Genomic DNA, 24398 nt, shown 5'->3' with positions numbered 1-24398 from the left:
CGGTCACTCAGGGAGCGACCGGTTTTCAACTGGAGCAGGATATTTCGAGATGCTTGCCCCACTCCGGCGGCAACGCCGCCAGATCGTCCATTTCCGGCTGCTCCTCATAGGGCCGGCAAAGCGCCTGATGCAGGCGGGCCAGCACGCTGATATCCTCTTTTTCCGCCCGTTCGATGGCCTGCTGCGCCAGATAGTTGCGCAGAATATAGTTGGGATTGGCGCCCTTCATTCGCTGCCGGCGCTCGGCGTCATGCTGCGGTTCCTGCGCCAAACGTTTACGGTACGCCGCAAACCAGCGATCGAACGCCGGACGATCGATAAACTCATCGCGCAGCGGGGAAAGCGCGTCGCTTTTTTCACCGTCGGCCAGCAGACGGAAGGTGCGGGTATAGTCGCGCCGCTCCTGCCGCATCAGGCGCAATAGTTCCACCAGAATCGCGTTATCCTCGGCATCCGCGGTAAACAGCCCCAATTTGGCGCGCATCAGCTCGCCATATTTTTGCATCAGCGCCGGCTCATAACGCGCCAGCGCCGTTTCCAGTTCCTCGGTGTCCATCAGCCCCGATAGCGACTGCGCCAGACGATGCAGATTCCACAGCCCGACCGCCGGTTGATTATCAAAGGCGTAACGTCCCTGATGGTCGGAGTGGTTGCAGATATAGTCCGGCTGGTAATCATCCAGAAAGCCGAACGGTCCGTAATCAATGGTTAAGCCGAGGATGGACATATTGTCGGTATTCAACACGCCGTGGGCAAAGCCGACGCTCTGCCAGTGGGCAATCAGCCGCGCCGTGCGCTCCACCACATCGCCGAGCCATAGCGCATAGCGCCGCGGGTCATCCCGCCACTGCGGCCAGTGGCGGGCGATGACGAAATCCGCCAACTGGCGAACCCTTTCGCCTTCGCGGCGATAATAGAAATGTTCGAAGTGGCCGAAGCGCACATGGCTTTCCGCCACGCGCAGCAGCATCGCCCCCGGTTCTTCCCGTTCGCGCGCTATCGCCTGCTCGCTGGTGACAATGGTCAGCGCCCGCGTCGTCGGGATACCCAGATGATGCATGGCTTCGGACGCCAGAAACTCGCGGATAACCGAGCGCAGCACCGCGCGCCCGTCCCCCATGCGGGAATAGGGCGTCAGCCCGGCGCCTTTAAGATGCCAGTCCATGCTGCGGCCGTCCGCCAACTGCTGTTCGCCCAGCAGAATGCCGCGCCCGTCGCCCAGTTGCCCCGCCCACATGCCGAACTGATGGCCGCTGTACGCCTGGGCCAGCGGCTTCATGCCCGGCAACAGCGCCTCGCCGCGCCACACCGCGTCATACTGACGGGTAAACCATTGCGCGGATAGCCCCAGCTCATCCGCCAGCCCGCGGCTGTAATAGAGCAAACGCGCGCCCTGCAGCGGCGTCGGTTGCAGTTCGGTGTAGAAGCCCGGCAACTGTTGATGGTAGTGATTGATGAACGATGGTTTCTGCGGCATGTTTTTCCCCTCTACCGCAAAGTGTAGAGCGGCCATCGGGGAATTAACACCCATCCAACTGTGGGGATATTCTTCGGCGCCTAATAACCAGGGGGTAAAAATAAGGCTTAGCGAGAAAAATCAATCTGCGTTTTCAGCTCATCTAAGTGAACCGCCGGCCAGAGATTTCCCTGCAGTCCATTAATATTCAGATTACTGACTTTAGCCAGACAATCCGCGGTATCGATGCCTTTGACGATAACCCTCACTCGCGGGTAATAGTTTTTAATGATCCGTAATAACGGCTCCATAATCAACGTGTTCGACGATCGGGATAATAGATGCTCCACCAGATGCTGATCCATTTTCAGCGTACTAAGCAGGCCGTCATGCAACGGTTTCAGGTTGCTTTTTCCCGAACCAAAGTTATCCAGCCACAGATCAAATGATTTGCTCAATCTCAAAAGACGGGTATTTTCTTTTCCCTGCATCAAATCAGGAAAGAGCTCATTAATTTCCAGCTGAACGAACGGCAGGTTGGTAATGTCATTGCGCACCGTCTTTGACGCTAACAGAAAATCCACCGTATCAGCGTCAACTTTCAGCGCCAGCAGAATACGCTTATCAATAAACCAGTCAGCATTGTTTGTTATAAATGCCAGCTGTTCTTTAATAAAATCATGCTTTTGCGATTTACTCAGCACATTGAAAAGAATATCAGGCGGGATACTCAGATTTCCGGACCGGCTATTAAACCGGCTGATCATTTCAACCGCCAATAAGCGCCCTTCCAGGCTATAAATAGGCCAGAAAACATACTCACTAACATAGTCCACTTCCAGCCGGATAAGCATACAGCAGCTATAGCCTAATAAAATTAGCAACCTAATCTATAGACCAGTACTGTATATTTTTCACTCAGAGGAAACCGAAAAACGGAAGCGCCGTATATTACTCAATGCCTGCCGCCAGCCACGCGGCCATTTGCTGTAATTCATGGTGCTGTTGCGGGAATTCCGCGCTCAATTGCTGACAAATACCCGCCATATTTTCCGGTCGGTACGCCGTACCGCGCAGGGCCGCCGCCAGGGCTTCCAGCGGAGCCGGCTGTAAACTGTCGGTAAAAATCCGGCTGCGGACAATTACGCCGCGCTCAACGTCAAAATGTAATTCAACGCCTCCCCAGGCAAAACGGGTATCCAGTAAATGGCTAAAATCCGGCGCCTGTCCGAAATTCCACTGCCAGCTGCTCTGGCGGGCAAACTGCTCGCTGAATCCCGGTAAATCCGGAAAGGCGGCGGGGGAAATAATTTCCGCCTCACAGCGTTCGGCGTAATAATCAAAAAAGGCCTGTATCACCGACCGGCATATTTGCTGATGATCAAGCGTCGGTAATAGCTCAATTAGATTGGCTACCCGCGAACGCACCGAGGTAATTCCCTTCGCCTGTAATTTTTTCACGTCGGGATTAAGATAGTCGGCTAAACGACTCAGATCGGCGTTTAATAGCAGGGTGCCATGATGAAAACCGCGATCTTTGGTTTCCCGGTAGGCGGAACCCGATATTTTTCGGCTGCCGTCCGGCGTATCAATCACCAGATCGTTACGGCCGGAGGCGCTGGCGTTAATCCCGTGCGCCGCCAGCGCGTTAAGGATGATTTGGGTTGAAACGCTTTTATCGTATTCCGGCTTGCCCGCCATAAAGGTGAAACAGGTATTGCCCAAATCGTGAAATACCGCCCCGCCCCCGCTGCTGCGCCGCGCCAGTTTGATGCCGTCTTGCGCCATGCGGCGCGTATTACACTCTTTCCACGGATTCTGCGCCCGGCCAATGACCACGGTCTCCGCGTTGCGCCATAAAAACAGCACCCGCTGCGTGGTCGGCATTTGCCGGAAGATGCACTCTTCGACCGCCAGATTAAACCACGGGTCGAAAGAGTCGGAGAGCAATAGACGCAGAGAAGACATAAGACTCCATAGACGCCCTCAAGGGCGAATCAGATACGGCGGGCCTGCCAGTATGCCCGCTTCCAATAGACGTTATCCAGCGATGAGCGGATGACTCCCTGACTGGTGGAGGCGTGGATAAACTGGTCGTTTTTATCGTAGATACCCACATGCAGACCGTTGCCGCCGCTGCCGGTTTTGAAAAACACCAGGTCGCCCGGCATCAGGCTGTCGCGGTCCACGCGTGCCCCTATTTCCGTTTGCGCATCGGTGCTGCGCGGCAGGCGGATGCCGAAGCGGTCGCGAAAGGTCAGGTAGACAAAGCCGGAACAATCGATACCGTTACGATCCAGACCGCCATAGCGGTAAGGCGTGCGATACCATTGATTCAGCTGATCGTTCAACTGCGCCACCACCATTATCGAATCGCTCAGTCGCGCATCCGGCGGCGGATTGCGATGACTGCCGCACCCCACCAGTATCAGGCTTGCCAACATCAATAGCTGCTTTAGACGTATCATGCTTTTTTACCTGAAAATCCGCGGATTGATGCAGAAAACCGGCGGAGTATAACTATCTGAATGATATGCATGTAATTTAGCGTTGAAAGGGCGTAACTGGCAAGTAAAGGCGATGTTTTCCGCCGCCGAACGTCAGGCGCGACGGGGTATCAGCCAGTGGCGGCCGTCAACCCGGCAGCGCTGGAAATCGACGCCGAACACGGACGACAGCGTCTGCGGCTGCATAACCTGCTCGGTCTCTCCCGCGGCGACCAGTTTTCCGCCTGACATTAGCCAGATATCGTCGGCATGGTGCAGACTGTGGTTGAGATCGTGGGAGCAGACAATCACCGTCAATCCCGACCGGCAAAGCAGCCGCAGCAGATCGTCCAGCGCAACCTGCTGCGCCACATCCAGGCTGTTGCCGGGTTCATCCAGCAGCAGCAGGCGGCCGTGGGGATTGGCCTGCGGCCAAATCTGCAATAACGCGGCGGCCAGGCGGACGCGCTGCCACTCCCCGCCGGAAAGCCGGGTCAGCGAGCGGGGCAGTTTATCGGCCAGCATCAGCCGGGCGGCCAGAAAATCGACGGCCCCTTCGATAACCGCCTCATCGGCCAGCGGCGGCTGGTGCAGGCGTAAGTATTGGAACACCGGCATCATCGATACGGCAGGCTGCTGCTGGGCAAGGTAAGCCCGGCACCGCGCCAGATCCCGGGCGGACCACGCCTCCAGCGGCCGGCCGGAGAGACAGACCGTCCCCTCGCCGGCCAGCATGCCCGCGATCCTGGACAGCAACGTGCTTTTCCCCGCGCCGTTGGGGCCGATAACGTGCAGCAGCCGGCCGGAACAGCAGGCGGCGTCAACCGGATACAGGCGGGGGAAAACCCCCGCCTGCCGCAGTTGCAACAAGGGTGCAGAGTGCGGCGCCAACTATTTTGCCAGCGCCGCTTCGATGGCCTTGATAATCACCGCGTCGTCGGGGGTGATATCGGGGGAGAAACGCGCGATCACGCTGCCATCGCGGGCAACCAGGAATTTTTCAAAATTCCATAAGATATCTTCCGGATGCGCCGGTTTGCGGCCTTTGTTGACCAGGCGAGCGTAAAAAGGGCTCAGCAGCGAACCCTCGGCTTCCGGCTGCTCGCGGATCAAAAGCTGGTACAGCGGATGACGGCCGGCGCCGTTGACTTCGATTTTGCTGAACAGCGGGAACTGCACGCCAAAATTTGTGCGGCAAAACGCCTGAATCTCTTCCTCACTGCCCGGCTCCTGCCCGGCGAATTCGTTCGACGGGAATCCCAGCACCACAAAACCCTTATCGCGATAGGTTTGGTAGACTTTTTCCAGCGCGTCGTACTGTTTGGTCAACCCGCACTTTGAGGCAACGTTGACGATTAACGCCACCTTGCCCTGATAGGGCTCAAGCGTCGTCTCTTGCCCGGTAATGGTTTTCAGCGGAATAGCATAGATTTCATTACTCATCGTCTTGTTCCTTTTTATCCTGCGAGAAGGGAGGTCGTCACTTATTTGTCCGCGCGGCAAAACACTAAAGTCTGTTGCGCAGCAACAGCCAAATAAACCACGGTGCTCCCAGCGTAGCGGTAACCACGCCAATCGGCAACTCGGCGGAAGCCAGCGCGATGCGCGCCAGCGTATCCGCCAGCATCAGAATCGAACCGCCGGCCAGCGCGCAGCCGGTTAATAGATAGCGCTGATCGGTTAACCCGCACAGGCGCAGCATATGGGGAATAATCAAACCGATAAAGCCGATCACCCCCGCCAGCGCCACGCTTAGCCCCACCAGCGCGCCGACCACCCACACCAGCAGGTTGCGCCAGTGGTAGACCGACACGCCCAGTTGGCGCGCCGCTATTTCCCCCAGCGCCAGCCCGTTCAGCACCTCTCCCCGGCGGCTCAGCCACAGGATCAGCGGCAGCAGGGCCAGCATCAGCCAGCCGTGCCGCCAGTCTATTCCGCTGAATCCGCCCATCATCCAGTACATCAGCTGACGCAAATCCAGGCTGGTGCTGAAATAGACCGCCCAGGTCATGACCGCGCTGCAGATAATGCCCAGCGCCACGCCAATCAGCAGCAGACGGGCGTTGGAAACGTGGCGGCGGGCAAAGCGCAGCAGCAGAAAGGTAATCAATAGCGCGCCGGCGATGGCGCTCAGGCTTAGCGCCCATACCGGCAGCATGCCCTGTCCCAGCAGTACGCTGAGCACCAGCGCCACGCCCGCGCCGTTGGCGACGCCCAGCAGCCCCGGTTCGGCCAGCGGGTTGTCAAAAATGGCCTGCATCACCGCGCCGCACATCGCCAGACTCGCCCCTACCAGCATCACCGCCAGGGTTCTGGGTAAACGCAGCTGCCAGACGAAGATGCGCTGGCTTTCATCCAGCCAGTGTAACGGCCAAATCCAGCGTTCGCCGGCGCACAGGCCGATGGTCAGCGTCGACAGCGTCAGCAGGAACAGCAGGATTAACCGCCGGCGATCCCGCACGCGCTGCCGCTGTTTTAACTGGGTATACCCCGAATTCAAAGGCTGCATAATCCATCCGCGACAAAGGAAAGACGCCTGTCCCGACAGGCGTCTGCGCTATGGTAACCGATTTTAGCGGCCGCTTCCGCGCCTGATTGTCACGCGGCGCCCGTTGACGCACATTGACATTCGCCATTCCGCGCTTGACAAAATATCGGCTACGATTAGTCGTATGAGAACAGCTCTCATTTATTGATGACCGGCGACCGTCCCGACAGGCTTCAGCGAGGATATAGGACCATGTTGACGATTTTGCGCAGTGCCATCCAACGGCTATCGCGTTCCCGCGATATCCCGCCATCAGCCGCCGCCTCCCACGCCCGCTGCGATGAATGCGAGTTCTGTTTCTTTAATCACTCGGCCACGTTCGCCGTTGATCAGATCAATGAATGTGCGGATGGTACTGCGACGCAGCAGGAGAAAACGGCGCAGCGGATTGCGCCTGACGGATGACGTTAGCTCTTCCCCCTGACAACTGTCTCTTATACACAAATGCAAGGGTTCATGACGGGTTTTGCCGTTACCCGGCGTAAGAAATTATGCTGAGGTGAACTTGACCGCCGAGTGAGCAGCAGGGATGCTGCGAAAACCAGTGCCGCGTCGGACAAAAACGTCGGGAGCGTTTTTGAACAGCGCTTGCGCTGGCCCGGTAGAGCGAGTCTCAGGGATGAGACGAGTATTCCGTCACTGGTGGCTCGAATAGCGGTCATGGGCGCCGAAGGCACCGCGCAGCGGCATAATTTCAGCCGATAGCCTGGGTTCTCAGGGCTGCGGCGTTTGAGCGCCCTGAGTCGGGCGCGTGCTAGGACGTGGCATAAAAATCCCTTTCTTTTCGCGCACGAAATTGCACTGAGCTTACATATACCGTTAACAGTAAATGTGACTAAGAGACAGTGACAAGGGGGAGGCCGGCCGGGGTTGTCAATGGCAAAGCGGAGCCTGATGCTCCGCTTTTTTATATCCATATCGCAAAGATTATTAATTTACCGGAATAACCGCGCCGGCATACTTCTGTTTGATAAAGTCCTGTATCTCCTTGGAGTGCAGAACCTTGACCAGCGCTTTAATCTCCGGTTTGTTTTCGTCGCCGCGACGGACGGTGATGATATTGGCGTACGGATTATCTTCGCCGCTCTCTACCGCGATGGGATCTTTGGTCGGATTCAGACCCGCATCGATGGCGTAGTTGGCGTTGATAACCACCGCATCCCCTTCGTTATTGGCATAAACCTGCGGTAACAGGCCGCGCTCTACGCTCGGCAGGAATTGCAGCTTTTTCGGGTTCTCGACGATATCGCTGATACGGGCGTCAACGCGCTTGACCTCCGGCTTCAGTTTAATCACCCCCGCCTTTTCGAAGATGGACAGGATACGTCCTTCTTCAGCCACCGCGTCGCCGAGGATGAGCTTGCCGTTTTCCGGCAGATCCTGCAGGCTCTTGTGCTTTTTGGAGTAAATACCGATCGGTTCGATATGGATCGCCCCCGCATTGACGAAATCGTAGCTCTTATCGCCGGCGTGATCCTTCAGTACGCTCTCCAGATAGGGAACATGCTGGAAATAGTTGGCGTCGATATCACGGCTGGCTAACGCCGTATTCGGCAGAATATAGTCCTGAAATCGCTGGATCTGGAGGTCTATGCCCTCTTTCGCCAGAATCGGTTTCGCCTGTTCAAGAATTTCGGCGTGCGGAACGTTCGAGGCTCCCACCACCAGCTTGGTGTCCGCGACCGCTGAAAACGCGGTCACGCTCAGTGCGGTCAGAGAGGCATAAGCCAGCATTAAAATTTTACGCGTCTTCATCATCATCATTCCTTTTATAGTATTAACGTTTATCAAGAATTGCCGTTACGGTATCGCCGATAAACTGGATAATGAAAACCAGCAGCAGGATCATTATCGTCGCCACCAGCGTCACATCGCCGTGATTGCGTTGAAAACCCTCCAGATAGGCCAGGTTGCCCAGCCCTCCGGCCCCAATAACACCCGCCATAGCGGTATAACTCACCAGCGCGATTAGCGTTACCGTAATACCGGAAACCAGCGCCGGTGAAGACTCGGGCAGTAGCACCCTGAAAATGATGGTACTGATTCTGGCCCCCATCGAGCGGGCCGCCTCGATTACCCCTTTATCCACTTCGCGCAGGCCGATTTCCACCAGGCGGGCGTAAAACGGCGCCGCGCCGATAATCAATGCCGGCAGGGCCGCGTTGGCGCCTAAAATGGTGCCGACGATAACCCGGGTAAACGGGATTAGCAGCACGATCAAAATGATAAACGGGATGGAACGGAATACGTTTACCACCACCGAAACCAGCGTGTACACCAGACGGTTTTGCAACAGCTGCCCGCGGGAGGTAAGGAACAGCAGTACGCCCAGTATCACCCCCAGCACAAAGGTCGCCAGCCCGGCGATGGCCGTCATGTAAATCGTTTCATAAGTCGCATCAAGCAGACGGTCGACCTGCAGGTGAGGGAACAGTGTCTCAAGCATGTTTAATCACCTCGGCGGTAATGTTCCTTTCCTGTACCAATGCCAGCATGTTTTCCAACTGCTGCTCATTCCCTGCGACGTGAACATAGAGTTCGCCAAATGCGCCATTTAACGTTTGGGTTATTTTCCCGTGCAAAATATTAACGGTCAGACCGTAACGCTGGATTAATTCCGAAATCACCGGCTGCCGGGTTTGTACCCCGACAAAGGTCAGTTTGACCACCGCGCCGGACAGCGACTCCACCAGCAGCGGATTAAAGCTCTCCTGCGCCTCTTCATACTGCGTCACCTGGCTGACAAACTGCTGGGTAATCGCCTGCTGAGGATGGGTAAAAACATCCAGCACCGCGCCCTCCTCCACGATGCGGCCGTTTTCCATCACCGCCACGCGCTGACAAATTTTTCGCACCACGTGCATCTCATGGGTGATCAGCACGATGGTCAGATTCAGCTTGCGGTTGATATCCAGCAGCAAATCAAGAATAGCGTCGGTGGTTTGCGGATCGAGCGCGGATGTCGCTTCGTCGCACAGCAGCACCACAGGATTGTTCGCCAATGCGCGGGCGATACCCACCCGCTGCTTTTGTCCGCCGCTTAGCTGGGAAGGATAGGCGTTTTCCCTGTCCTGCAGCCCCACCAGGGCGACCAGTTCCGCCACTCTGGCCTTGATTTGCGCTTTTTTGACCCCGGCGATCTGCATCGAAAAGGCAATATTTTCACTTACCGTTCGCGACCACAGCAAATTAAAGTGCTGGAAAACCATGCTGATGCGCAAACGCGCCGCGCGCAGCTCAGCGCTGTTGGCTTTGGCGATATCCTGCCCGTCAACCACAATCGAACCGCCGGTGGGGGTTTCAAGGCCATTCAACAGGCGAATCAGGGTACTTTTTCCGGCGCCGCTGTAGCCGATGATGCCGTAAATCTGCCCGGTTTTAACGCTCAGGCTTACGTCTTCTACCGCGCGGATGGAGCCAGTGGAACTATCGAATACTTTCGAGACATTCGAGAGAGTAATCATTATGAAGCACATCCCATTATTTTTTTATTTCTTAACTATTAAGGAGTTAAATCACACTTTATAATAAACTCATCGCGCCGATATCGTCACATGATCCTATCCGGCCGCAAAAGAAAGAATGTGTTAATGACCTGGCTCGGAGAGATCCTACCGAGCCAGTCAATGTAAGGAAATAATATAAAGTTTATTAGTTATTCGCTAATCGAATAAAAGGCGGGGCAACGAAAACGAAATCATTAAAATGAGATTACGGACAAACTCGTCTATAAGCTTGAGATACCCGGGCCTACCGTACCGAGGGGCTATTATGGGACACATCCTTGTGTCCCACCCTGCGGGCCAGCATAAATGCTGTTCAAATTTGCTCCCGGCAAATTTGTCGGCGGCTTACGCCGCTACGACCCCTCGCCACGCTCTCCCTAATAACGAACTTTGTTAACGGTCTGATCAAAATGCTATATTTTTCCGTCGCGTCAGCCAGGCGCTGACGAATTCGGGCACCACCGTGCCGGCCGGGCCATAGATTTTTTCATCAAACTGGCTTTCCACCTGGCTAGGTTCAAGATTCAGCTCAATGGTATAAGCGCCGTGCGAATGCGCTTCATGCACAAACCCGGCGGCGGGATAGACGTGCCCCGAGGTGCCGATGGCGATAAAATAGTCGGCCTGCGCCAGCGCCTGATAAATGCGCTCCATTTCCAACGGCATTTCGCCAAACCAGACGATATGCGGGCGCAACGGCGCGGGAAACTGGCAGCAGTGACAGCGTTCGTCGGCGGAGAGATCGCCCGGCCAGTCAACAATCTGTCCGCTCTGGCAGCAACGCACCTTCAGCAACTCGCCGTGCATATGAATAATCCGCTGGCTGCCGGCGCGCTCGTGCAGGTTGTCGATATTCTGCGTGATAAGTAAAAAATTATCCCCCAACAGCGTTTCCAGATTAGCCAGCGCCAAATGCGCCGCATTGGGCACGATTTCCGGCTGCTGCAGCTGGCGACGGCGGGCATTGTAAAATGCCTGCACCAGCTCGGGGTTGCGCTGAAAACCTTCCGGGGTGGCGACATCCTCAACCCGGTGCTCTTCCCACAGGCCGTCGGCCGCGCGAAAGGTTCGGATGCCTGATTCCGCGGAAACGCCCGCCCCGGTTAACACAACGACTCGTGGTTTTTTCACTTCGGTTGCCGCCAGATAGTCTCGATGAAAAATACGTGCACGCAGACGCTGCTGACGCATACGTTTCCCTTTGTGAAAGCGTCCTAATCGTTGATGCGTATGCATAACTGCTCCTGCTATTGATTCATTAAGTGTAGCAAAGCCGCGCCGCGAATGCCGCCCGCATCGCCATAGCGCGCCTTTTCGATGCGCGGCGGTTTGGCAATCGGCAATAGTCGCGCGGGCAAACGCGTGGGCAATATCTGATATATTTCATCGAAATTCGATAATCCGCCGCCCAGCACCAGCAGGTGGGGATCGATAAGGGTCAACAGATTGCCTAAACAGGCCGCCAGCAGATCCATAAAGCGATCGACGAACGCCAGCGCATTGGCATCCCCCGCGCGATAGTGGCGGATAATGGTCACGGCCGGCAGAGGCTGTTGATAATAGTGGGCGTACAGCCACTCGAAGCCGCGGCCTGAAATATAGTTTTCGATGCAGCCGGACTGCCCGCAGCCGCATTTCACGCGCGGGATGTCCTCACCGAGAATATCCAGCGCGTCGCACGGCAGGCGGAAATGGCCGAGCTCGCCGGTGATGCCGTTGCGCCCGTCCGCCGGGCGGCCGTTCACCACCAGGCCGCCGCCGACGCCGGTGCCCAGGATCATCCCCAGCACCACCGGGTAGGCGCGGAATTCCGCATTCCAGGCCTCGGAGAGGACAAAGCAGTTGGCGTCGTTGTTGATGCGGATCTCGCGCTGTAATAGATGACTCAGATCCTGCCCTAACGGCCGTCCCATGGTCGCCGGCAGATTGGCGGTAAACAGGGCGCCGTTATTGCCGGTCTGCATGCCCGGCACGCCGATGCCGATTTTACCTTCCGTTCCCGTCTGCGCGTCGGCCTCCCTGGTCAGCTCAACCAGGGTATTGAGCAGGGTTTCATAACTGTTGCGCGGCGTGGCGACCCGCTTGTGCCAAATCTGGTTCAGTTCGGCATCAAATACGCCCAGCGCGATCTTTGTACCGCCCATGTCAAAACCGTAGTAGTACATGACCGCCCCTTACTGGTTGATGACACAATTCCCACCCCGCACGACGCCGAGTGTGGATATAACAGGTTACTGCCCGCTCAATACCCGCGCGGGATCGATCCGGCTGGCGCGGCGCGCCGGATACCAGCTGGCGATCAGACTCAGCACCAGCGCCGTCGCCAGCACGCTGACAACATCGATAACGTGCAGCTCCGACGGCAGAAAATCAATAAAATAGATGTCGCCCGACAGAAAGCGATGACCGGTTACCGATTCAATGGCGCGAATGATATTGGTCAGTTGCAGCGTCGCAATCACCCCCACGACCACGCCGAGCACGCTGCCCAGCAGCCCGGCGAGCAAGCCATACCAGACAAATATAGCGCGGATAAGCCCGTCCGTGGCGCCCAGGGTGCGCAACACCGCGATATCGCCGCTTTTATCTTTTACCGCCATCACCAGCGTGGAGACGATATTGAAGCAGGCCACGCCGATCACCAGCACCATCGCCAGATACATAATGGTGCGCACCATCTGGATATCACGGTACATATAGCCGTAGGTGCCGATCCAGCTGCGAATTTTTACATAGGCGTTGCTGACCTCGCCCGCATCGCGCACCAGCTTATTGGCGCTAAAGACATCCGTGGCTTTAATGGCGATCCCCGTTACGCTCTCCCCCATATCCAGATAGCGCTGCGCGTCCGCCAGCGGCACCAGCGCCAGGCTGTGGTCGAGCTGGCCGCTGAGCTGCAGAATGCCGCTGACCTGCAGCCGGATACGCTTCGGCTGCATCAGCTTCATCTGCGGATCGCTGTTGGGGATCATCACCGTCACCCAGTCGCCCTCATTGACGTTCAGCGCCTTGGCCACGCCCTGGCCGATAATCACCTGCTGCTCCCCGGCGCGAAAATTTGCCCAGGCGTTGTTCATCACAAAACGGGGTAAGGCGCTGAGCCGGCTCTCCTGCCGCGGGTCGACGCCTTTCACCTGAATAGCCCGCAGATTGGCGCCGTTTTCCAGCAGACCGGTAAAGTTGATATAGGGCGCCGCCGCCGCCACGCCGGGCACCTGCTCGATTTTGGGCAGAATCGACCGCCAGCCGTCAAAGGGTTGGTTAACCGGTTCGATTTCGCCGTGGGGGACCACCGCCAGAATACGCTCGTTCAACTCGCGCTCGAAACCGTTCATCGCGCTTAAACCGACGATCAGCACCGCCACGCCCAGGGCGATACCCACCGTCGAAATCACCGAAATCAGCGAAACCATGCCGCCGCGCCGCCGGCCGCGGCTGAAACGCAGGCCGATCAGCAGGGAAAGCGGAGGAAAGGTCATTGCGGCACTCCCATCAGCGTCACGTCCTGCTGCAACCGGCCGTCGCGCATTTCCAACTGCCGGTTCAGGCGGCCCGCCAGCTGTAAATCATGGGTAACCACCAGAAACGCCGTCCCCTGGCGCGCGTTCAGTTCGCCCAGCAGTTCAAAAATCGTATCCGCCGTGCGCTGATCGAGGTTGCCGGTCGGCTCGTCCGCCAGCACCAGCGACGGACTGTTCACCAGCGCGCGGGCGATGGCGACGCGCTGGCGTTCCCCGCCGGACAGCTCCGCCGACCGGTGATGGCTGCGCGTCTCCAAACCGACCGCCGCCAGCATTTCGCGCGCTTTTTCCTGCGCCTGCGCCGCCGGCACATGGCCGATCAACAGCGGCATGGCGACGTTTTCCAGCGCGGTGAAATCCGGCAACAGATGGTGGAACTGGTAAATAAAGCCCAGTTCGCGGTTGCGCAGCGCGGACTTTTCCGCCGCGGAAAGCCGGCTCATCTGCTGGCCTTTAAAAATCACCTCGCCGGAAGTGGGCGAGTCCAGCCCGCCCAATAGATGCAATAAGGTACTTTTGCCGGAACCCGAGCTGCCGACAATCGCCATCATTTCCCCGCTGCGCATCTCAAAGGAGACGTTGCGCAGCACATCCGTCGACAGTTTGCCTTCCTGATAGCGCTTGCACAGGTCATTGCACTGCAACAGCAGTAAATCATTCATAACGTAAAGCCTCAGCGGGTTGAACGGCGGCGGCGCGCCACGACGGATACAGCGTAGATAACAGGGCGATGATCATGGCGGTCAGCGCGATGGCGGCCACCTGTAGCGGTTCTATCGCCACCGGCAATGCCGCGCCGTCCAGCAATAATCCCAGCATCGGCATCAGCGTATTGAGCTGGCTGGCCAGCAGCGCGCCCAGCAGCGCGCCTAATAAGGCCCCGACGATCCCGGCGCTGCCCCCCTGCACCATAAACACCGTCATAATCTGACGTTGGGTCAACCCCTGCGTTTGCAGAATGGCGACCTCGCCCTGTTTTTCCATCACCAGTAGACCCAGTGAGGTAATAATATTGAAGGCGGCGACGGCGATAATCAGGCTCAGCAGCAGTCCCATCATGTTTTTTTCCATCCGCACCGCCTGGAACAACTCGCCCTTGCGCTCACGCCAGTCTTTCCACACCAGCCCGTCCGGCAATGTCTGGCGGCTCAGGGTATCCACCGCCAGCGGCTGGTCAAGCCACAGACGCCAGCCGGTGATATTGCCCGCCGGGTAGCGCATCAGCCGCGAGGCGTCCTGCTGATTGACCAACAGCTGATAACCGTCGACCTCGCTGCCGGCGGAAAAAGTGCCCGCCACGGTAAACAGCCGCTGGCTGGGGATGCGCCCCATCGGCGTGAGCTGGCTGGCGCTGGGCACCATCAGGCGCAGCTGTTCGCCGCGCTTTACCCCCAGCTGCGACGCCAGTTGTTCACCGAGAATAACCTGATATTGCCCCGGCTGGAGCTGCTGTTGCCGCACGTTCACCAGATGGCGCGACAGCGGTTCCGCTTCGTCGGGGTTAATGCCCAGCATAACCCCCACGGCGACGCTGCGGGCGCTTTGCAGCACCACCTCGCCGGTGGTCAGGGGCGCCGTGCGGTTAACGCCCTGAAGCGCATCCAGCGACGAAGCGGGATAAGTTTGCGGATCGAGCGATCCCTGCGCGCTGGTAATCAACGCCTGCGGCATCAGCCCCAGGATATTCTCCTCCAGTTCGCGCTCAAAACCGTTCATAACCGACAGTACGGTTACCAGCGCCATTACCCCGAGGGTGATGCCAATGGCCGATAACCAGGAGACAAACCGCCCGAAGCGGTCTGATGCGCGGCCGCGCATATAACGCAGGCCAATAAATAATGCGACAGGTTGATACATGAAATCCGTCTGGATATGGTTGCCAAAGCAAAGTGATCAAGGATAATAAAGGGTAGTACCGCTTTATGGAACCCTAATACCCCCACTCTCCGGCTTTTTCTTAGCGGACGACGGGGTAGAGACCTGATAATCAGATTATGCCTGAAAAATACCGTTATTCGTTGCCGCGCAAATCGGGCGAGCAACGCCTGCTGGGACAATTAACCGGCGCCGCCTGCGCCGTGGAATGCGCAGAGATTATTGACCGCCATGCCGGACTGGTGGTGCTTATCGCCCCCGATATGCAGAATGCCTTACGCCTGCGCGATGAAATTCAGCAATTTACCGCCCAGACCGTCACGGCCTTGCCGGATTGGGAAACCCTGCCTTACGACAGTTTTTCTCCCCATCAGGAAATTATTTCCAACCGTCTTTCCACCCTGTACCGCTTGCCGCTGATGGAGCGCGGCGTGCTGATCCTGCCGGTCAACACCCTGATGCAGCGGGTATGCCCGCATACCTTTCTGCACGGCCATGCGCTGATACTGCAAAAAGGCCAGCGTCTGTCGCGCGACAGGCTGCGTTCCCAACTGGAGCAGGCGGGCTACCGCAGCGTCGACCAGGTGATGGAGCACGGGGAGTACGCCACGCGCGGCGCGCTGCTCGATCTGTTCCCCATGGGGAGCGAAGAGCCCTACCGCATTGATTTTTTCGACGATGAAATCGACAGCCTGCGGCTTTTCGACGTCGACACCCAGCGCACGTTAAATGAGGTGCCGCAGATCAATCTGTTGCCCGCTCACGAATTCCCCACCGACAAAAGCGCCATCGAACTGTTCCGCAGCCAGTGGCGCGAGCAGTTCGAGGTGCGTCGCGATGCGGAACACATTTACCAGCAGGTAAGTAAAAGCAGCTGGCCCGCCGGTATCGAATACTGGCAGCCGCTGTTTTTCAATCAGCCGCTGCCCTCGCTGTTCAGCTACTTTCCCTCCGACACGCTGGTGGTCAACACCGGCGATATCGAACAGGGCGCCGAACGCTTCTGGCAGGATATTCAGCAGCGCTATGAGAGCAGGCGGGTCGATCCAATGCGTCCGCTGCCGCCGCCGGAGTCGCTATGGCTGCGGGTCGACGGCCTGTTTGCCGAACTTAAAGCCTGGCCGCGGGTGCAGTTGCGCACCGATACCCTGGCGGATAAAGCCGCCAATGTGAATCTTGGCTATCTGCCGCTGCCCGATCTGGCCGTCCAGCCGCAGCACAAAGCCCCGCTGGATACCCTGCGCCGTTTTATCGAGCGGTTTGACGGGCCGGTGATCTTTTCCGTGGAAAGCGAGGGCCGGCGCGAAACCCTGCAAGAGCTGCTGGCGCGCATCAAGCTCAATCCCCAACCGATTGATAGCCTGCAGCAAGCCAAAGCGCAGCGCGCCTCGCTGCTTATCGGCGCCAGCGAGCACGGTTTTATCGATACGCTGCGCCAGCGGGCGCTGATTTGCGAAAGCGATCTGCTGGGCGAGCGCGTCAGCCGGCGGCGCCAGGATAGCCGCCGGGCGATAAACACCGACACCCTGATTCGTAATCTGGCGGAACTGCGGCCGGGCCAGCCGGTGGTGCATCTGGAACACGGCGTGGGACGCTATGCCGGCCTGACCACCCTGGAGGCGGGCGGCATTAAGGCCGAATACCTGATTCTCACCTATGCCGGGGAAGATAAGCTTTACGTGCCGGTCTCCTCGCTGCATTTGATCAGCCGTTACGCCGGCGGCGCGGACGACAGCGCGCCGCTGCACAAACTGGGCGGCGACACCTGGTCGCGCGCCCGGCAGAAAGCGGCGGAAAAAGTGCGCGACGTGGCGGCCGAGCTGCTGGACGTCTACGCCCGGCGCGCCGCCAAAAGCGGCTTCGCCTTTCGGCACGACAAAGGACAGTATCAGCTTTTCTGCCAGAGCTTCCCTTTTGAAACCACCCCCGATCAGGCTCAGGCCATCAATGCGGTGCTGAGCGATATGTGCCGGCCGCTGGCGATGGATCGCCTGGTGTGCGGCGACGTGGGTTTCGGTAAAACCGAAGTCGCGATGCGCGCCGCCTTTCTGGCGGTGGAAAACCATAAACAGGTGGCGGTGCTGGTGCCCACCACCCTGCTGGCGCAGCAGCACTACGACAATTTCCGCGATCGCTTCGCCAACTGGCCGGTTAAAATCGAGATGATCTCCCGTTTCCGCAGCGCGCGCGAACAGACCCAGATTCTGCAAGAAACCCAGGAAGGCAAGGTCGATATTCTGATCGGCACCCATAAGCTGTTGCAGAGCGATGTGCGCTGGCGCGATCTGGGGCTGCTGGTGGTGGATGAGGAACACCGCTTCGGCGTGCGCCACAAGGAACGCATCAAGGCGATGCGCGCCGACGTGGATATTCTCACCCTGACCGCCACGCCAATCCCCCGCACGCTGAATATGGCCATGAGCGGCATGCGCGATCTGTCGATTATCGCCACCCCGCCGGCGCGCCGCCTGGCGGTGAAAACCTTTGTGCGCGAATACGACCATCTGGTGGTGCGCGAGGCCATCCTGCGTGAAATCCTGCGCGGCGGTCAGGTTTATTACCTCTACAACGATGTGGAAAACATCGAAAAGGCCACCCAGCGTCTGGCGGAGCTGGTGCCGGAGGCGCGCATTACCATCGGCCACGGCCAGATGCGCGAACGGGATCTGGAACGGGTGATGAACGATTTCCATCATCAGCGCTTCAACGTGCTGGTGTGCACCACCATTATTGAAACCGGCATCGATATTCCCAGCGCCAATACCATCATCATTGAACGGGCCGACCGCTTCGGGCTGGCGCAGCTCCACCAGCTGCGCGGCCGCGTCGGGCGCTCCCATCATCAGGCCTATGCCTATCTGCTGACGCCGCATCCCAAAGCGATGAGCGGCGACGCGCACAAACGGCTGGAAGCGATCGCGTCGCTGGAGGATCTGGGGGCGGGCTTCGCCCTCGCCACCCACGATCTGGAAATCCGCGGGGCGGGCGAACTGCTGGGCGAAGATCAGAGCGGGCAGATGACCAGCGTCGGCTTTTCGCTCTATATGGAGCTGCTGGAGAGCGCCGTCGAGGCCTTGAAGGCCGGCCGCGAACCCTCGCTGGAAGACCTGATCGGCAGCCAGACCGAGGTGGAACTGCGCCTGCCCGCTCTATTGCCGGAAGATTTTATCCCTGACGTCAATACCCGGCTCTCATTCTACAAACGCATCGCCAGTGCCAAACGCCCGCACGAGCTGGAAGAGCTGAAAGTGGAGCTTATCGACCGTTTCGGCCTGTTGCCGGACGCCGCACGCCATCTGTTACAGGTGGCGGCGCTGCGCCAGCAGGCGCAATCGCTGGGGATTAAACGCATCGAAGGCCATGAAAAAGGCGGATTTATCGAATTTAGCCAACAGAACCGCGTCGATCCGACCCACCTGATCGGTCTGCTGCAGCATAACCCCGGCGTTTACCGTCTGGATGGCCCGACGCGGCTGAAATTCATCAAGGATTTAAGCGCCCGGCCGCAGCGCATCGAGTTTATCCAGTCGCTGTTAAGCAATATGGCGCAGCATACGCTGGCGGCATAGCCCTCAGATCCCCCTATGGCATTGGGCGTCGCCGCCCAATGCCAAACCGCCGCCCTGCTCCATCCGCAACCCTCCGCGAAAAATTTGAACTGCGCCTCACTTTACCGCCGTCAGCGGCAATCGCCGGCGCAGACCGACTACGCTTAATTATTCAGTAAGTTGCATTTCACTGCCGAATGCAGCGTTCTGTCCTACCGGCCGTAAACAAGGAGATTTGCGTATGTTTTCCGTTTCCTCGCGTGGCATAAAAACGTCTCTGCCGCCCCTTGCTCTGGCGCTAAGCCTCGGCATTTCATTTTCCACGCTCGCTGCGCCGGCGACGCAACAAGCGACGACAATCAGCCGGCCCGGCGCGGCGATGGCGGCTCCTCAGCCGCCCGATGTGCTGCTGGGGCCGCTGTTCAGCGACGTGCAAAGGGCCAAGCTGTTCCCCGATCAGAAAACCTTTGCCGACGCCGTGCCGAACCGGAACCCAGCCGCCATCCTCGAGGCCTATACGCGGCAGAAACCGTCGCCCGGCTTCAATTTGCGACGCTTCGTCGAGAGCAACTTTACCCTGCCGCAAGAAGGCGAAGCCTACGTCCCGCCCGCCGGGCAGACGCTACGCCAGCATATTGACGGCCTGTGGGGCGTACTGACGCGCACCACCCGGCAGGTGCAAGCGTACGACTCGCTGCTGCCGCTGCCCCATAGCTACGTGGTGCCCGGCGGACGTTTTCGCGAGATTTACTATTGGGACAGCTATTTCACCATGCTGGGTCTGGCGGAAAGCGGCAACTGGACGCTGGTGCGCAATATGACCGACAACTTCGCCCACGAAATCGACCGCTACGGCCATATTCCCAACGGCAACCGCAGCTACTATCTCAGTCGTTCACAGCCGCCCTTCTTCTCGTTTATGGTGGAACTGCTGGCGCAGCATCAGGGAGATAAGGTCTACGCGCATTACCTGCCGCAGTTAAAAAAAGAGTACCACTACTGGATGCGCGGCAGCGTGGGGCTGCCGAACGGACAGGCCGGCGATCGCGTGGTGCGCCTTGACGACGGCAGCGTGCTGAACCGCTACTGGGATGAGCGCGATACGCCGCGCACCGAATCCTATATGGAAGACATTACCACCGCCTCCCAGGCGGCAGATCGCCCCGCGGCCGAGGTTTACCGCCATCTGCGCGCCGGCGCCGCGTCGGGATGGGACTTCAGTTCGCGCTGGCTGCGCGATCCCCGCGATCTCTCCACCATCCACACCACCGATATTATTCCGGTGGACCTGAATTCGCTGCTGTTTCATCTGGAGCAGACGCTGGCGCGCGGCGCCGAAGCCGCCGGCAATCAAGGGGAAGCGGCGCACTTCCTGCGCGTCGCCGATGAGCGCAGGCAGGCCGTCAACCGCTATCTGTGGAATCAACAGGACGGCTACTATAGCGACTATGACTGGCGCCGGAAGGCAATAACGCAGCCGATCACCGCGGCCGCGGTATTCCCGCTGTATGTCAATATCGCGCCGCGCGATCGGGCTGCCGCCACCGGCGAGGCGGTGCGCAAACAGCTGCTGAAAGAGGGCGGGTTGACCACCACCACCGTCAATACCGGCCAGCAGTGGGACGCGCCGAACGGTTGGGCGCCGCTGCAATGGGTCGCGGTCGAGGGCTTCAGCCGCTACGGTCAGGACGCGCTGGCGCAGGCCATCGGCACCCGTTTCCTGGTCAATGTGCAAAAGCTGTATGACGCCGAGCATAAGCTGGTGGAAAAATATGTGGTGGAAGGCGCAGGGTTCGGCAGCGGTGGAGGCGGCGGCGAATATACGCTGCAAGACGGCTTCGGCTGGAGCAACGGGGTCACGCTGAAGCTGATGGCGCGCTACTGCGACGCCGTGCCGGCCTGCCGGCGCGAGGAGCGCTCCGCTTCCGGTCGGGACGCCGCGCAGTAACCTCATAGCCGCCCGCTCCAAGTATTCGGGCGGCTATGGCAGACTTGTGCCAGATACATTGCCCTCCAATGCCTTTCAGCCAATTTTTCCCTGAGCGGTACACATCCCCCTTTACAACCCGGAGAGTAACGCAGTAAAGTCCCCACCTTTTTTCATGGCATGGGTAATTCAGGATGTTTATCGGTTTTGACTATGGCACGGCCAATTGTTCCGTGGCGGTGGTGCGAGACGGCACGCCACGGCTGGTGCCGCTGGAAAACGACGCCCCTTATTTATCCTCGCTGCTCTGCGCCCCGGTGCGCGAAGCCGTCAGCGAATGGCTGTGGCGCCATCACCAGGTCGAAACCAGCGGCGAAAGCGCCCTCTTGCTGCGGCGCGCCATCGGCTATAACCGCGACGAGGATATCCGCGTTCAGCCGGACAGCGTGAAGTTCGGACGGGACGCGTTGCGGCACTATATCGCCGACCCGCAGGAAACCTGGTTCGTTAAGTCACCCAAGTCTTTTCTTGGCGCCAGCGGCCTGAAACCTCAGCAGATCGCCCTGTTCGAAGATCTGGTCTGCGCCATGATGTTGCATATTCGCCGACAGGCGGAACAACAGCTTGATCAATCCATTACACAGGCAGTTATCGGCCGCCCGGTTAACTTCCAGAGCAGCGGCGGGGAAGAGGCCAACCGGCAGGCGCTGGGTATTCTGCAACGCGCCGCCCGGCGCGCCGGTTTTCAGCAGGTGATGTTTCAGTTTGAACCGGTCGCCGCCGGGCTGGATTTCGAAGCCAGTCTCGATAAAGAGACCCGCGTGCTGGTGGTGGATATCGGCGGCGGCACCACCGACTGCTCAATGCTGCTGATGGGTCCCGATTGGCATCGGCGGCGCGATCGGCAGCAAAGCCTGTTGGGGCACAGCGGCTGCCGGGTGGGCGGCAACGATCTGGATATCATGCTGGCCTTCAGGCAGTTGATGCCGCTGCTGGGACTGAACGGCCTGACGGAGAAAGGCATCCCCCTTCCCGCGCTGCCCTGGTGGAATGCGGTGGCGATTAACGATATCCCCGCGCAGAAAGACTTTTACAGCCCGGCGTGCCGAACGCTAATCAACGAAATGATACGCGACGCCCGGCAGCCCGAGGCGGTAAAACGTTTGCTGACCGTGTGGCGCCAGCGGCTGGGCTATCGTCTGGTGCAACTGGCGGAAGAGAGCAAAATCATCTTATCCGACGCCGCACTCGCCAGCGCCGACCTGCACTTTGTCGAGCCGGGCGTGACCGCCGCCATCGACAATAGCCAGCTTAGCGCTGCCATCGCTCAGCCTTTGCTGCGCATTCAGCAGCAGATCGAACTGGCGCTAAAGAGCAGCCAGACCCGTCCGCAGGTTATCTATCTGACCGGCGGCAGCGCCCGTTCGCCGCTGCTGCGCCAGGCAATAGCGCGGTTGCTGCCCGGCGTCCCCCTCGCCGGCGGCGACGACTTCGGCTCGGTCACCGCCGGACTGGCCCGTTGGGCGGAGATTCTGTTACGCGATTAACCCATTGGTGCCGGAAAGGCTATCCCTGGTATGCCCCTCCGGCGGTATTCTCCCTGCGTGTGGTGCATATCAGCGCTCCCTGATAGTGCAGCGTAGCGCTCGGCCCTTATCCTCCCCGCTATCTGACCTCATGTTTCCGCCGTTATGGCGATATCGCGCCCGCCTTTCGCCGCCCATCGCCCGGCATACGTCGCCGCCGCCTGTCCGAGGCCGACATATGGCACTAATATTGCTTTATAACCCTGAAATCCCGCGCCCCATATAGATGCCACCGCATTCGCCGCACACCAGGGCTACAATTCAAACATCACCACGGAGAACATAATGAAAATAGCAACACGGGTATCACTGATTCTGATCGGGCTTGCCTGCCACGCGGCCTATGGCGCGGACGCCGGCAGCGAAAACGGGGCGATTCCGTCCGACACGCTCAAAAAAATCAAGGACAGCGCTACCATTGTCGTCGGGCATCGTGAATCTTCCGTGCCCTTCTCCTATTATGATAATCAGCAGAAAGTCGTCGGCTACTCCCAGGAGTACGCGAATGCGATTGTCGAGGCGGTGAAAAAACAGCTCAATGAACCCAATCTGACGGTGAAAATGCTGCCCATCACCTCACAGACGCGTATTCCGCTATTGCAAAACGGCACCATTGATTTTGAATGCGGCTCCACCACCAATAATGCGGAACGGCAGAAACAGGTCGCTTTCTCCAACTCCATCTTTATCGTCGGGGGGAAATTGCTGGTCAAAAAGGGAAGCGGTATCAATGATTTTCAGGATCTGTCAGGAAAACCGGTCACCACCACCGCCGGCACCACCAACGAAATTTTACTCAACCAGTTGAATGATAAAAACAATCTTCAGATGCGCATTATCTCGTCCAAGGATCACAGCGACGCTTTCCGCACGCTGGAAAGCGGACGCGCGGTCGCTTTTTATATGGATGACCCGCTGCTGGCCGGTGAGCGCGCCAAGGCGAAGAAGCCCGATCAATGGGAGATCGTCGGTACGCCGCAGTCGCACGAAGCCTATGGCTGCATGCTGCGCAAAAACGATCCCGCCTTTAAAAAGCTGATGGATGAAACGATAGCGCAGGCGCAAACCTCGGGCGAGGCGGAAAAATGGTATCAGCGCTGGTTTACCCAGCCCATCCCGCCCAAAAACATCAATATGAATTTCGCCATGTCCGAAGATATGCAGGCGCTGTTTAAAACGCCGAACGATCGTATTCTGTAATCGAGTTTCACCAGGTACAGTGCCGGAAGGCCAAAAAACGTCAGGAGTGATAGGAAGAAAAACGCCGCCCGGAGAATTGCGCTATCTGGGCGGCGAAAAAAAAGAGTGGTCGAGCCGACGCGCATCAGCTCTGTTGGTTAAGGATCAGTTGGCCATTTTTATCCACCGGGATCTGCGTTCCGGGATCGCGGTCCATACGGATTTTTCCCTGCTGATCGCCTATTTTATAGGTGACGTCATAACCCAATACTTTTTGCGATTTGTCGTACACGGTCTGACAACGCTGCTGTGTCGTCGTGTAGGTATCTTTTTCCTGCATACTGCCCTGAACTTTATTACCGGCATAGCCGCCCGCCAAAGCGCCGGCGACCGTCGCCACGTCTTTGCCGCGACCGCCGCCGAACTGATGTCCCAGCACCCCGCCCGCCACGGCGCCCAACACCGAGCCGGTAATTTTATGTTCATCCTGAACCGGGCGACGATTAGTAACGCTAACGTTACGACACTCCTGGCGAGGGGTTTTTACCGTTTCTTTTATTGGTGTTGCCGTCAGCACCTGCGCAAATTGCGGTTTGGATGAGAACACATCCATACTCGCCACCGCCGCCACACCCAATGCAGCAGCCACACCGATACCTACACCCGCTAACATTGATTTGTTCACAGGATACCTCCCGAATATATTTCCACGCATTCCACCTGCGGTCCTGTATTCAGCACAGCTCGCGTTTCACGCGATAAACCC

21 protein-coding genes are annotated in these 24398 nt (G+C 58.3%); 5 read left to right on the top strand and 16 right to left on the bottom strand.

All coding sequences use genetic code 11. From position 1 onward, the window contains the following. Positions 1 to 25 precede the first annotated feature (25 nt). From EH206_RS08550 to btuC, 7 genes are all read right to left on the bottom strand, one after another. Positions 26 to 1477, bottom strand: coding sequence for a protein adenylyltransferase SelO (locus tag EH206_RS08550; protein ID WP_009112378.1), 1452 nt, complete (start codon positions 1475 to 1477; stop codon positions 26 to 28). Positions 1478 to 1584: 107 nt separating this feature from the next. Continuing rightward, positions 1585 to 2310: an EAL domain-containing protein gene (locus EH206_RS08545; protein ID WP_009112377.1), complete on the bottom strand. Its 726-nt coding sequence runs from the start codon at positions 2308 to 2310 to the stop codon at positions 1585 to 1587. A 97-nt stretch (positions 2311 to 2407) separates the two neighbouring features. Further along, positions 2408 to 3424, bottom strand: a complete 1017-nt coding sequence (gene lplA / locus EH206_RS08540; RefSeq protein WP_009112376.1) for a lipoate--protein ligase — start codon at positions 3422 to 3424, stop codon at positions 2408 to 2410. Between the two features lie 29 nt (positions 3425 to 3453). Then, positions 3454 to 3924, bottom strand: coding sequence for a C40 family peptidase (locus EH206_RS08535; protein ID WP_009112375.1), 471 nt, complete (start codon positions 3922 to 3924; stop codon positions 3454 to 3456). A 132-nt stretch (positions 3925 to 4056) separates the two neighbouring features. Continuing rightward, a complete protein-coding gene (gene btuD, locus EH206_RS08530; protein ID WP_009112374.1) occupies positions 4057 to 4812 on the bottom strand; it encodes a vitamin B12 ABC transporter ATP-binding protein BtuD in 756 nt (251 codons plus the stop codon). Positions 4813 to 4833: 21 nt separating this feature from the next. Further along, positions 4834 to 5385 carry a glutathione peroxidase gene (locus EH206_RS08525; protein WP_009112373.1) on the bottom strand — a complete coding sequence of 184 codons (552 nt, stop codon included), beginning with the start codon at positions 5383 to 5385 and terminating at the stop codon, positions 4834 to 4836. A gap of 64 nt (positions 5386 to 5449) precedes the next feature. Further along, positions 5450 to 6451 carry a vitamin B12 ABC transporter permease BtuC gene (gene btuC, locus EH206_RS08520; protein WP_009112372.1) on the bottom strand — a complete coding sequence of 334 codons (1002 nt, stop codon included), beginning with the start codon at positions 6449 to 6451 and terminating at the stop codon, positions 5450 to 5452. A gap of 231 nt (positions 6452 to 6682) precedes the next feature. Here btuC and EH206_RS08515 point away from each other — a divergent pair, with 231 nt between their 5' ends. Then, positions 6683 to 6895, top strand: coding sequence for a hypothetical protein (locus tag EH206_RS08515; protein ID WP_009112371.1), 213 nt, complete (start codon positions 6683 to 6685; stop codon positions 6893 to 6895). Between the two features lie 525 nt (positions 6896 to 7420). Here the strand turns inward: EH206_RS08515 and EH206_RS08505 are convergent. From EH206_RS08505 to lolC, 8 genes are all read right to left on the bottom strand, one after another. Then, positions 7421 to 8224 (bottom strand): MetQ/NlpA family ABC transporter substrate-binding protein, encoded by an 804-nt coding sequence (locus EH206_RS08505; RefSeq protein WP_369750666.1) that lies wholly within the window; start codon positions 8222 to 8224, stop codon positions 7421 to 7423. 43 nt (positions 8225 to 8267) lie between these two features. Next, positions 8268 to 8936 (bottom strand): methionine ABC transporter permease, encoded by a 669-nt coding sequence (locus EH206_RS08500; protein WP_009112368.1) that lies wholly within the window; start codon positions 8934 to 8936, stop codon positions 8268 to 8270. After that, complete coding sequence (locus EH206_RS08495) at positions 8929 to 9954, bottom strand: methionine ABC transporter ATP-binding protein (RefSeq protein WP_009112367.1); 1026 nt, start codon at positions 9952 to 9954, stop codon at positions 8929 to 8931. The genes EH206_RS08500 and EH206_RS08495 overlap by 8 nt, the downstream gene beginning before the upstream one ends. 447 nt (positions 9955 to 10401) lie before the next feature. Continuing rightward, on the bottom strand, positions 10402 to 11232 hold the full coding sequence (cobB, locus tag EH206_RS08485; RefSeq protein ID WP_009112366.1) for a Sir2 family NAD+-dependent deacetylase: 831 nt from the start codon (positions 11230 to 11232) through the stop codon (positions 10402 to 10404). A gap of 11 nt (positions 11233 to 11243) precedes the next feature. Next, positions 11244 to 12161: an N-acetylglucosamine kinase gene (nagK, locus tag EH206_RS08480; protein WP_009112365.1), complete on the bottom strand. Its 918-nt coding sequence runs from the start codon at positions 12159 to 12161 to the stop codon at positions 11244 to 11246. A gap of 66 nt (positions 12162 to 12227) precedes the next feature. After that, a complete protein-coding gene (lolE, locus tag EH206_RS08475; RefSeq protein ID WP_009112364.1) occupies positions 12228 to 13475 on the bottom strand; it encodes a lipoprotein-releasing ABC transporter permease subunit LolE in 1248 nt (415 codons plus the stop codon). Beyond that, a complete protein-coding gene (gene lolD / locus EH206_RS08470) occupies positions 13472 to 14179 on the bottom strand; it encodes a lipoprotein-releasing ABC transporter ATP-binding protein LolD (RefSeq protein ID WP_009112363.1) in 708 nt (235 codons plus the stop codon). The genes lolE and lolD overlap by 4 nt, the downstream gene beginning before the upstream one ends. Further along, complete coding sequence (gene lolC / locus EH206_RS08465; RefSeq protein ID WP_009112362.1) at positions 14172 to 15374, bottom strand: lipoprotein-releasing ABC transporter permease subunit LolC; 1203 nt, start codon at positions 15372 to 15374, stop codon at positions 14172 to 14174. Before lolC ends, lolD begins: the two co-directional genes overlap by 8 nt. Positions 15375 to 15511: 137 nt before the next feature. On the opposite strand from lolC, the gene mfd reads away from it, so the two are divergent. From mfd to EH206_RS08445, 4 genes are all read left to right on the top strand, one after another. Continuing rightward, positions 15512 to 18961, top strand: coding sequence for a transcription-repair coupling factor (gene mfd, locus EH206_RS08460; protein ID WP_009112361.1), 3450 nt, complete (start codon positions 15512 to 15514; stop codon positions 18959 to 18961). Positions 18962 to 19181: 220 nt separating this feature from the next. Next, positions 19182 to 20888 (top strand): alpha,alpha-trehalase TreA, encoded by a 1707-nt coding sequence (gene treA, locus EH206_RS08455; RefSeq protein ID WP_009112360.1) that lies wholly within the window; start codon positions 19182 to 19184, stop codon positions 20886 to 20888. Between the two features lie 173 nt (positions 20889 to 21061). Next, positions 21062 to 22414 carry a molecular chaperone gene (gene yegD / locus EH206_RS08450; RefSeq protein WP_009112359.1) on the top strand — a complete coding sequence of 451 codons (1353 nt, stop codon included), beginning with the start codon at positions 21062 to 21064 and terminating at the stop codon, positions 22412 to 22414. Positions 22415 to 22738: 324 nt separating this feature from the next. Beyond that, the gene (locus EH206_RS08445) at positions 22739 to 23653 is read left to right on the top strand and encodes a glutamate/aspartate ABC transporter substrate-binding protein (protein ID WP_009112358.1); all 915 of its coding nucleotides are present in this window, start codon (positions 22739 to 22741) and stop codon (positions 23651 to 23653) included. A gap of 124 nt (positions 23654 to 23777) precedes the next feature. Here the strand turns inward: EH206_RS08445 and EH206_RS08440 are convergent, their stop codons facing one another. Then, positions 23778 to 24317 (bottom strand): glycine zipper 2TM domain-containing protein, encoded by a 540-nt coding sequence (locus EH206_RS08440; protein ID WP_009112357.1) that lies wholly within the window; start codon positions 24315 to 24317, stop codon positions 23778 to 23780. Positions 24318 to 24398 lie beyond the last annotated feature (81 nt).

This window comes from Brenneria nigrifluens DSM 30175 = ATCC 13028 (genome assembly GCF_005484965.1).
GTDB lineage: Bacteria > Pseudomonadota > Gammaproteobacteria > Enterobacterales > Enterobacteriaceae > Brenneria > Brenneria nigrifluens.
The sequence above is the reverse complement of the archived record's forward strand: the minus strand, read 5'-3'. Positions and strand labels throughout refer to the sequence as shown.

Coding starts and splice junctions, on each gene's coding strand:
- EH206_RS08550 (WP_009112378.1), bottom strand. CDS start 1,477: ATGCCGCAGAAACCATCGTTCATCAATCACTACCATCAACAGTTGCCG.
- EH206_RS08545 (WP_009112377.1), bottom strand. CDS start 2,310: ATGCTTATCCGGCTGGAAGTGGACTATGTTAGTGAGTATGTTTTCTGG.
- lplA (WP_009112376.1), bottom strand. CDS start 3,424: ATGTCTTCTCTGCGTCTATTGCTCTCCGACTCTTTCGACCCGTGGTTT.
- EH206_RS08535 (WP_009112375.1), bottom strand. CDS start 3,924: ATGATACGTCTAAAGCAGCTATTGATGTTGGCAAGCCTGATACTGGTG.
- EH206_RS08525 (WP_009112373.1), bottom strand. CDS start 5,385: ATGAGTAATGAAATCTATGCTATTCCGCTGAAAACCATTACCGGGCAA.
- btuC (WP_009112372.1), bottom strand. CDS start 6,451: ATGCAGCCTTTGAATTCGGGGTATACCCAGTTAAAACAGCGGCAGCGC.
- EH206_RS08515 (WP_009112371.1), top strand. CDS start 6,683: ATGTTGACGATTTTGCGCAGTGCCATCCAACGGCTATCGCGTTCCCGC.
- EH206_RS08505 (WP_369750666.1), bottom strand. CDS start 8,224: ATGCTGGCTTATGCCTCTCTGACCGCACTGAGCGTGACCGCGTTTTCA.
- EH206_RS08500 (WP_009112368.1), bottom strand. CDS start 8,936: ATGCTTGAGACACTGTTCCCTCACCTGCAGGTCGACCGTCTGCTTGAT.
- EH206_RS08495 (WP_009112367.1), bottom strand. CDS start 9,954: ATGATTACTCTCTCGAATGTCTCGAAAGTATTCGATAGTTCCACTGGC.
- cobB (WP_009112366.1), bottom strand. CDS start 11,232: ATGCATACGCATCAACGATTAGGACGCTTTCACAAAGGGAAACGTATG.
- nagK (WP_009112365.1), bottom strand. CDS start 12,161: ATGTACTACTACGGTTTTGACATGGGCGGTACAAAGATCGCGCTGGGC.
- lolE (WP_009112364.1), bottom strand. CDS start 13,475: ATGACCTTTCCTCCGCTTTCCCTGCTGATCGGCCTGCGTTTCAGCCGC.
- lolD (WP_009112363.1), bottom strand. CDS start 14,179: ATGAATGATTTACTGCTGTTGCAGTGCAATGACCTGTGCAAGCGCTAT.
- lolC (WP_009112362.1), bottom strand. CDS start 15,374: ATGTATCAACCTGTCGCATTATTTATTGGCCTGCGTTATATGCGCGGC.
- mfd (WP_009112361.1), top strand. CDS start 15,512: ATGCCTGAAAAATACCGTTATTCGTTGCCGCGCAAATCGGGCGAGCAA.
- treA (WP_009112360.1), top strand. CDS start 19,182: ATGTTTTCCGTTTCCTCGCGTGGCATAAAAACGTCTCTGCCGCCCCTT.
- yegD (WP_009112359.1), top strand. CDS start 21,062: ATGTTTATCGGTTTTGACTATGGCACGGCCAATTGTTCCGTGGCGGTG.
- EH206_RS08445 (WP_009112358.1), top strand. CDS start 22,739: ATGAAAATAGCAACACGGGTATCACTGATTCTGATCGGGCTTGCCTGC.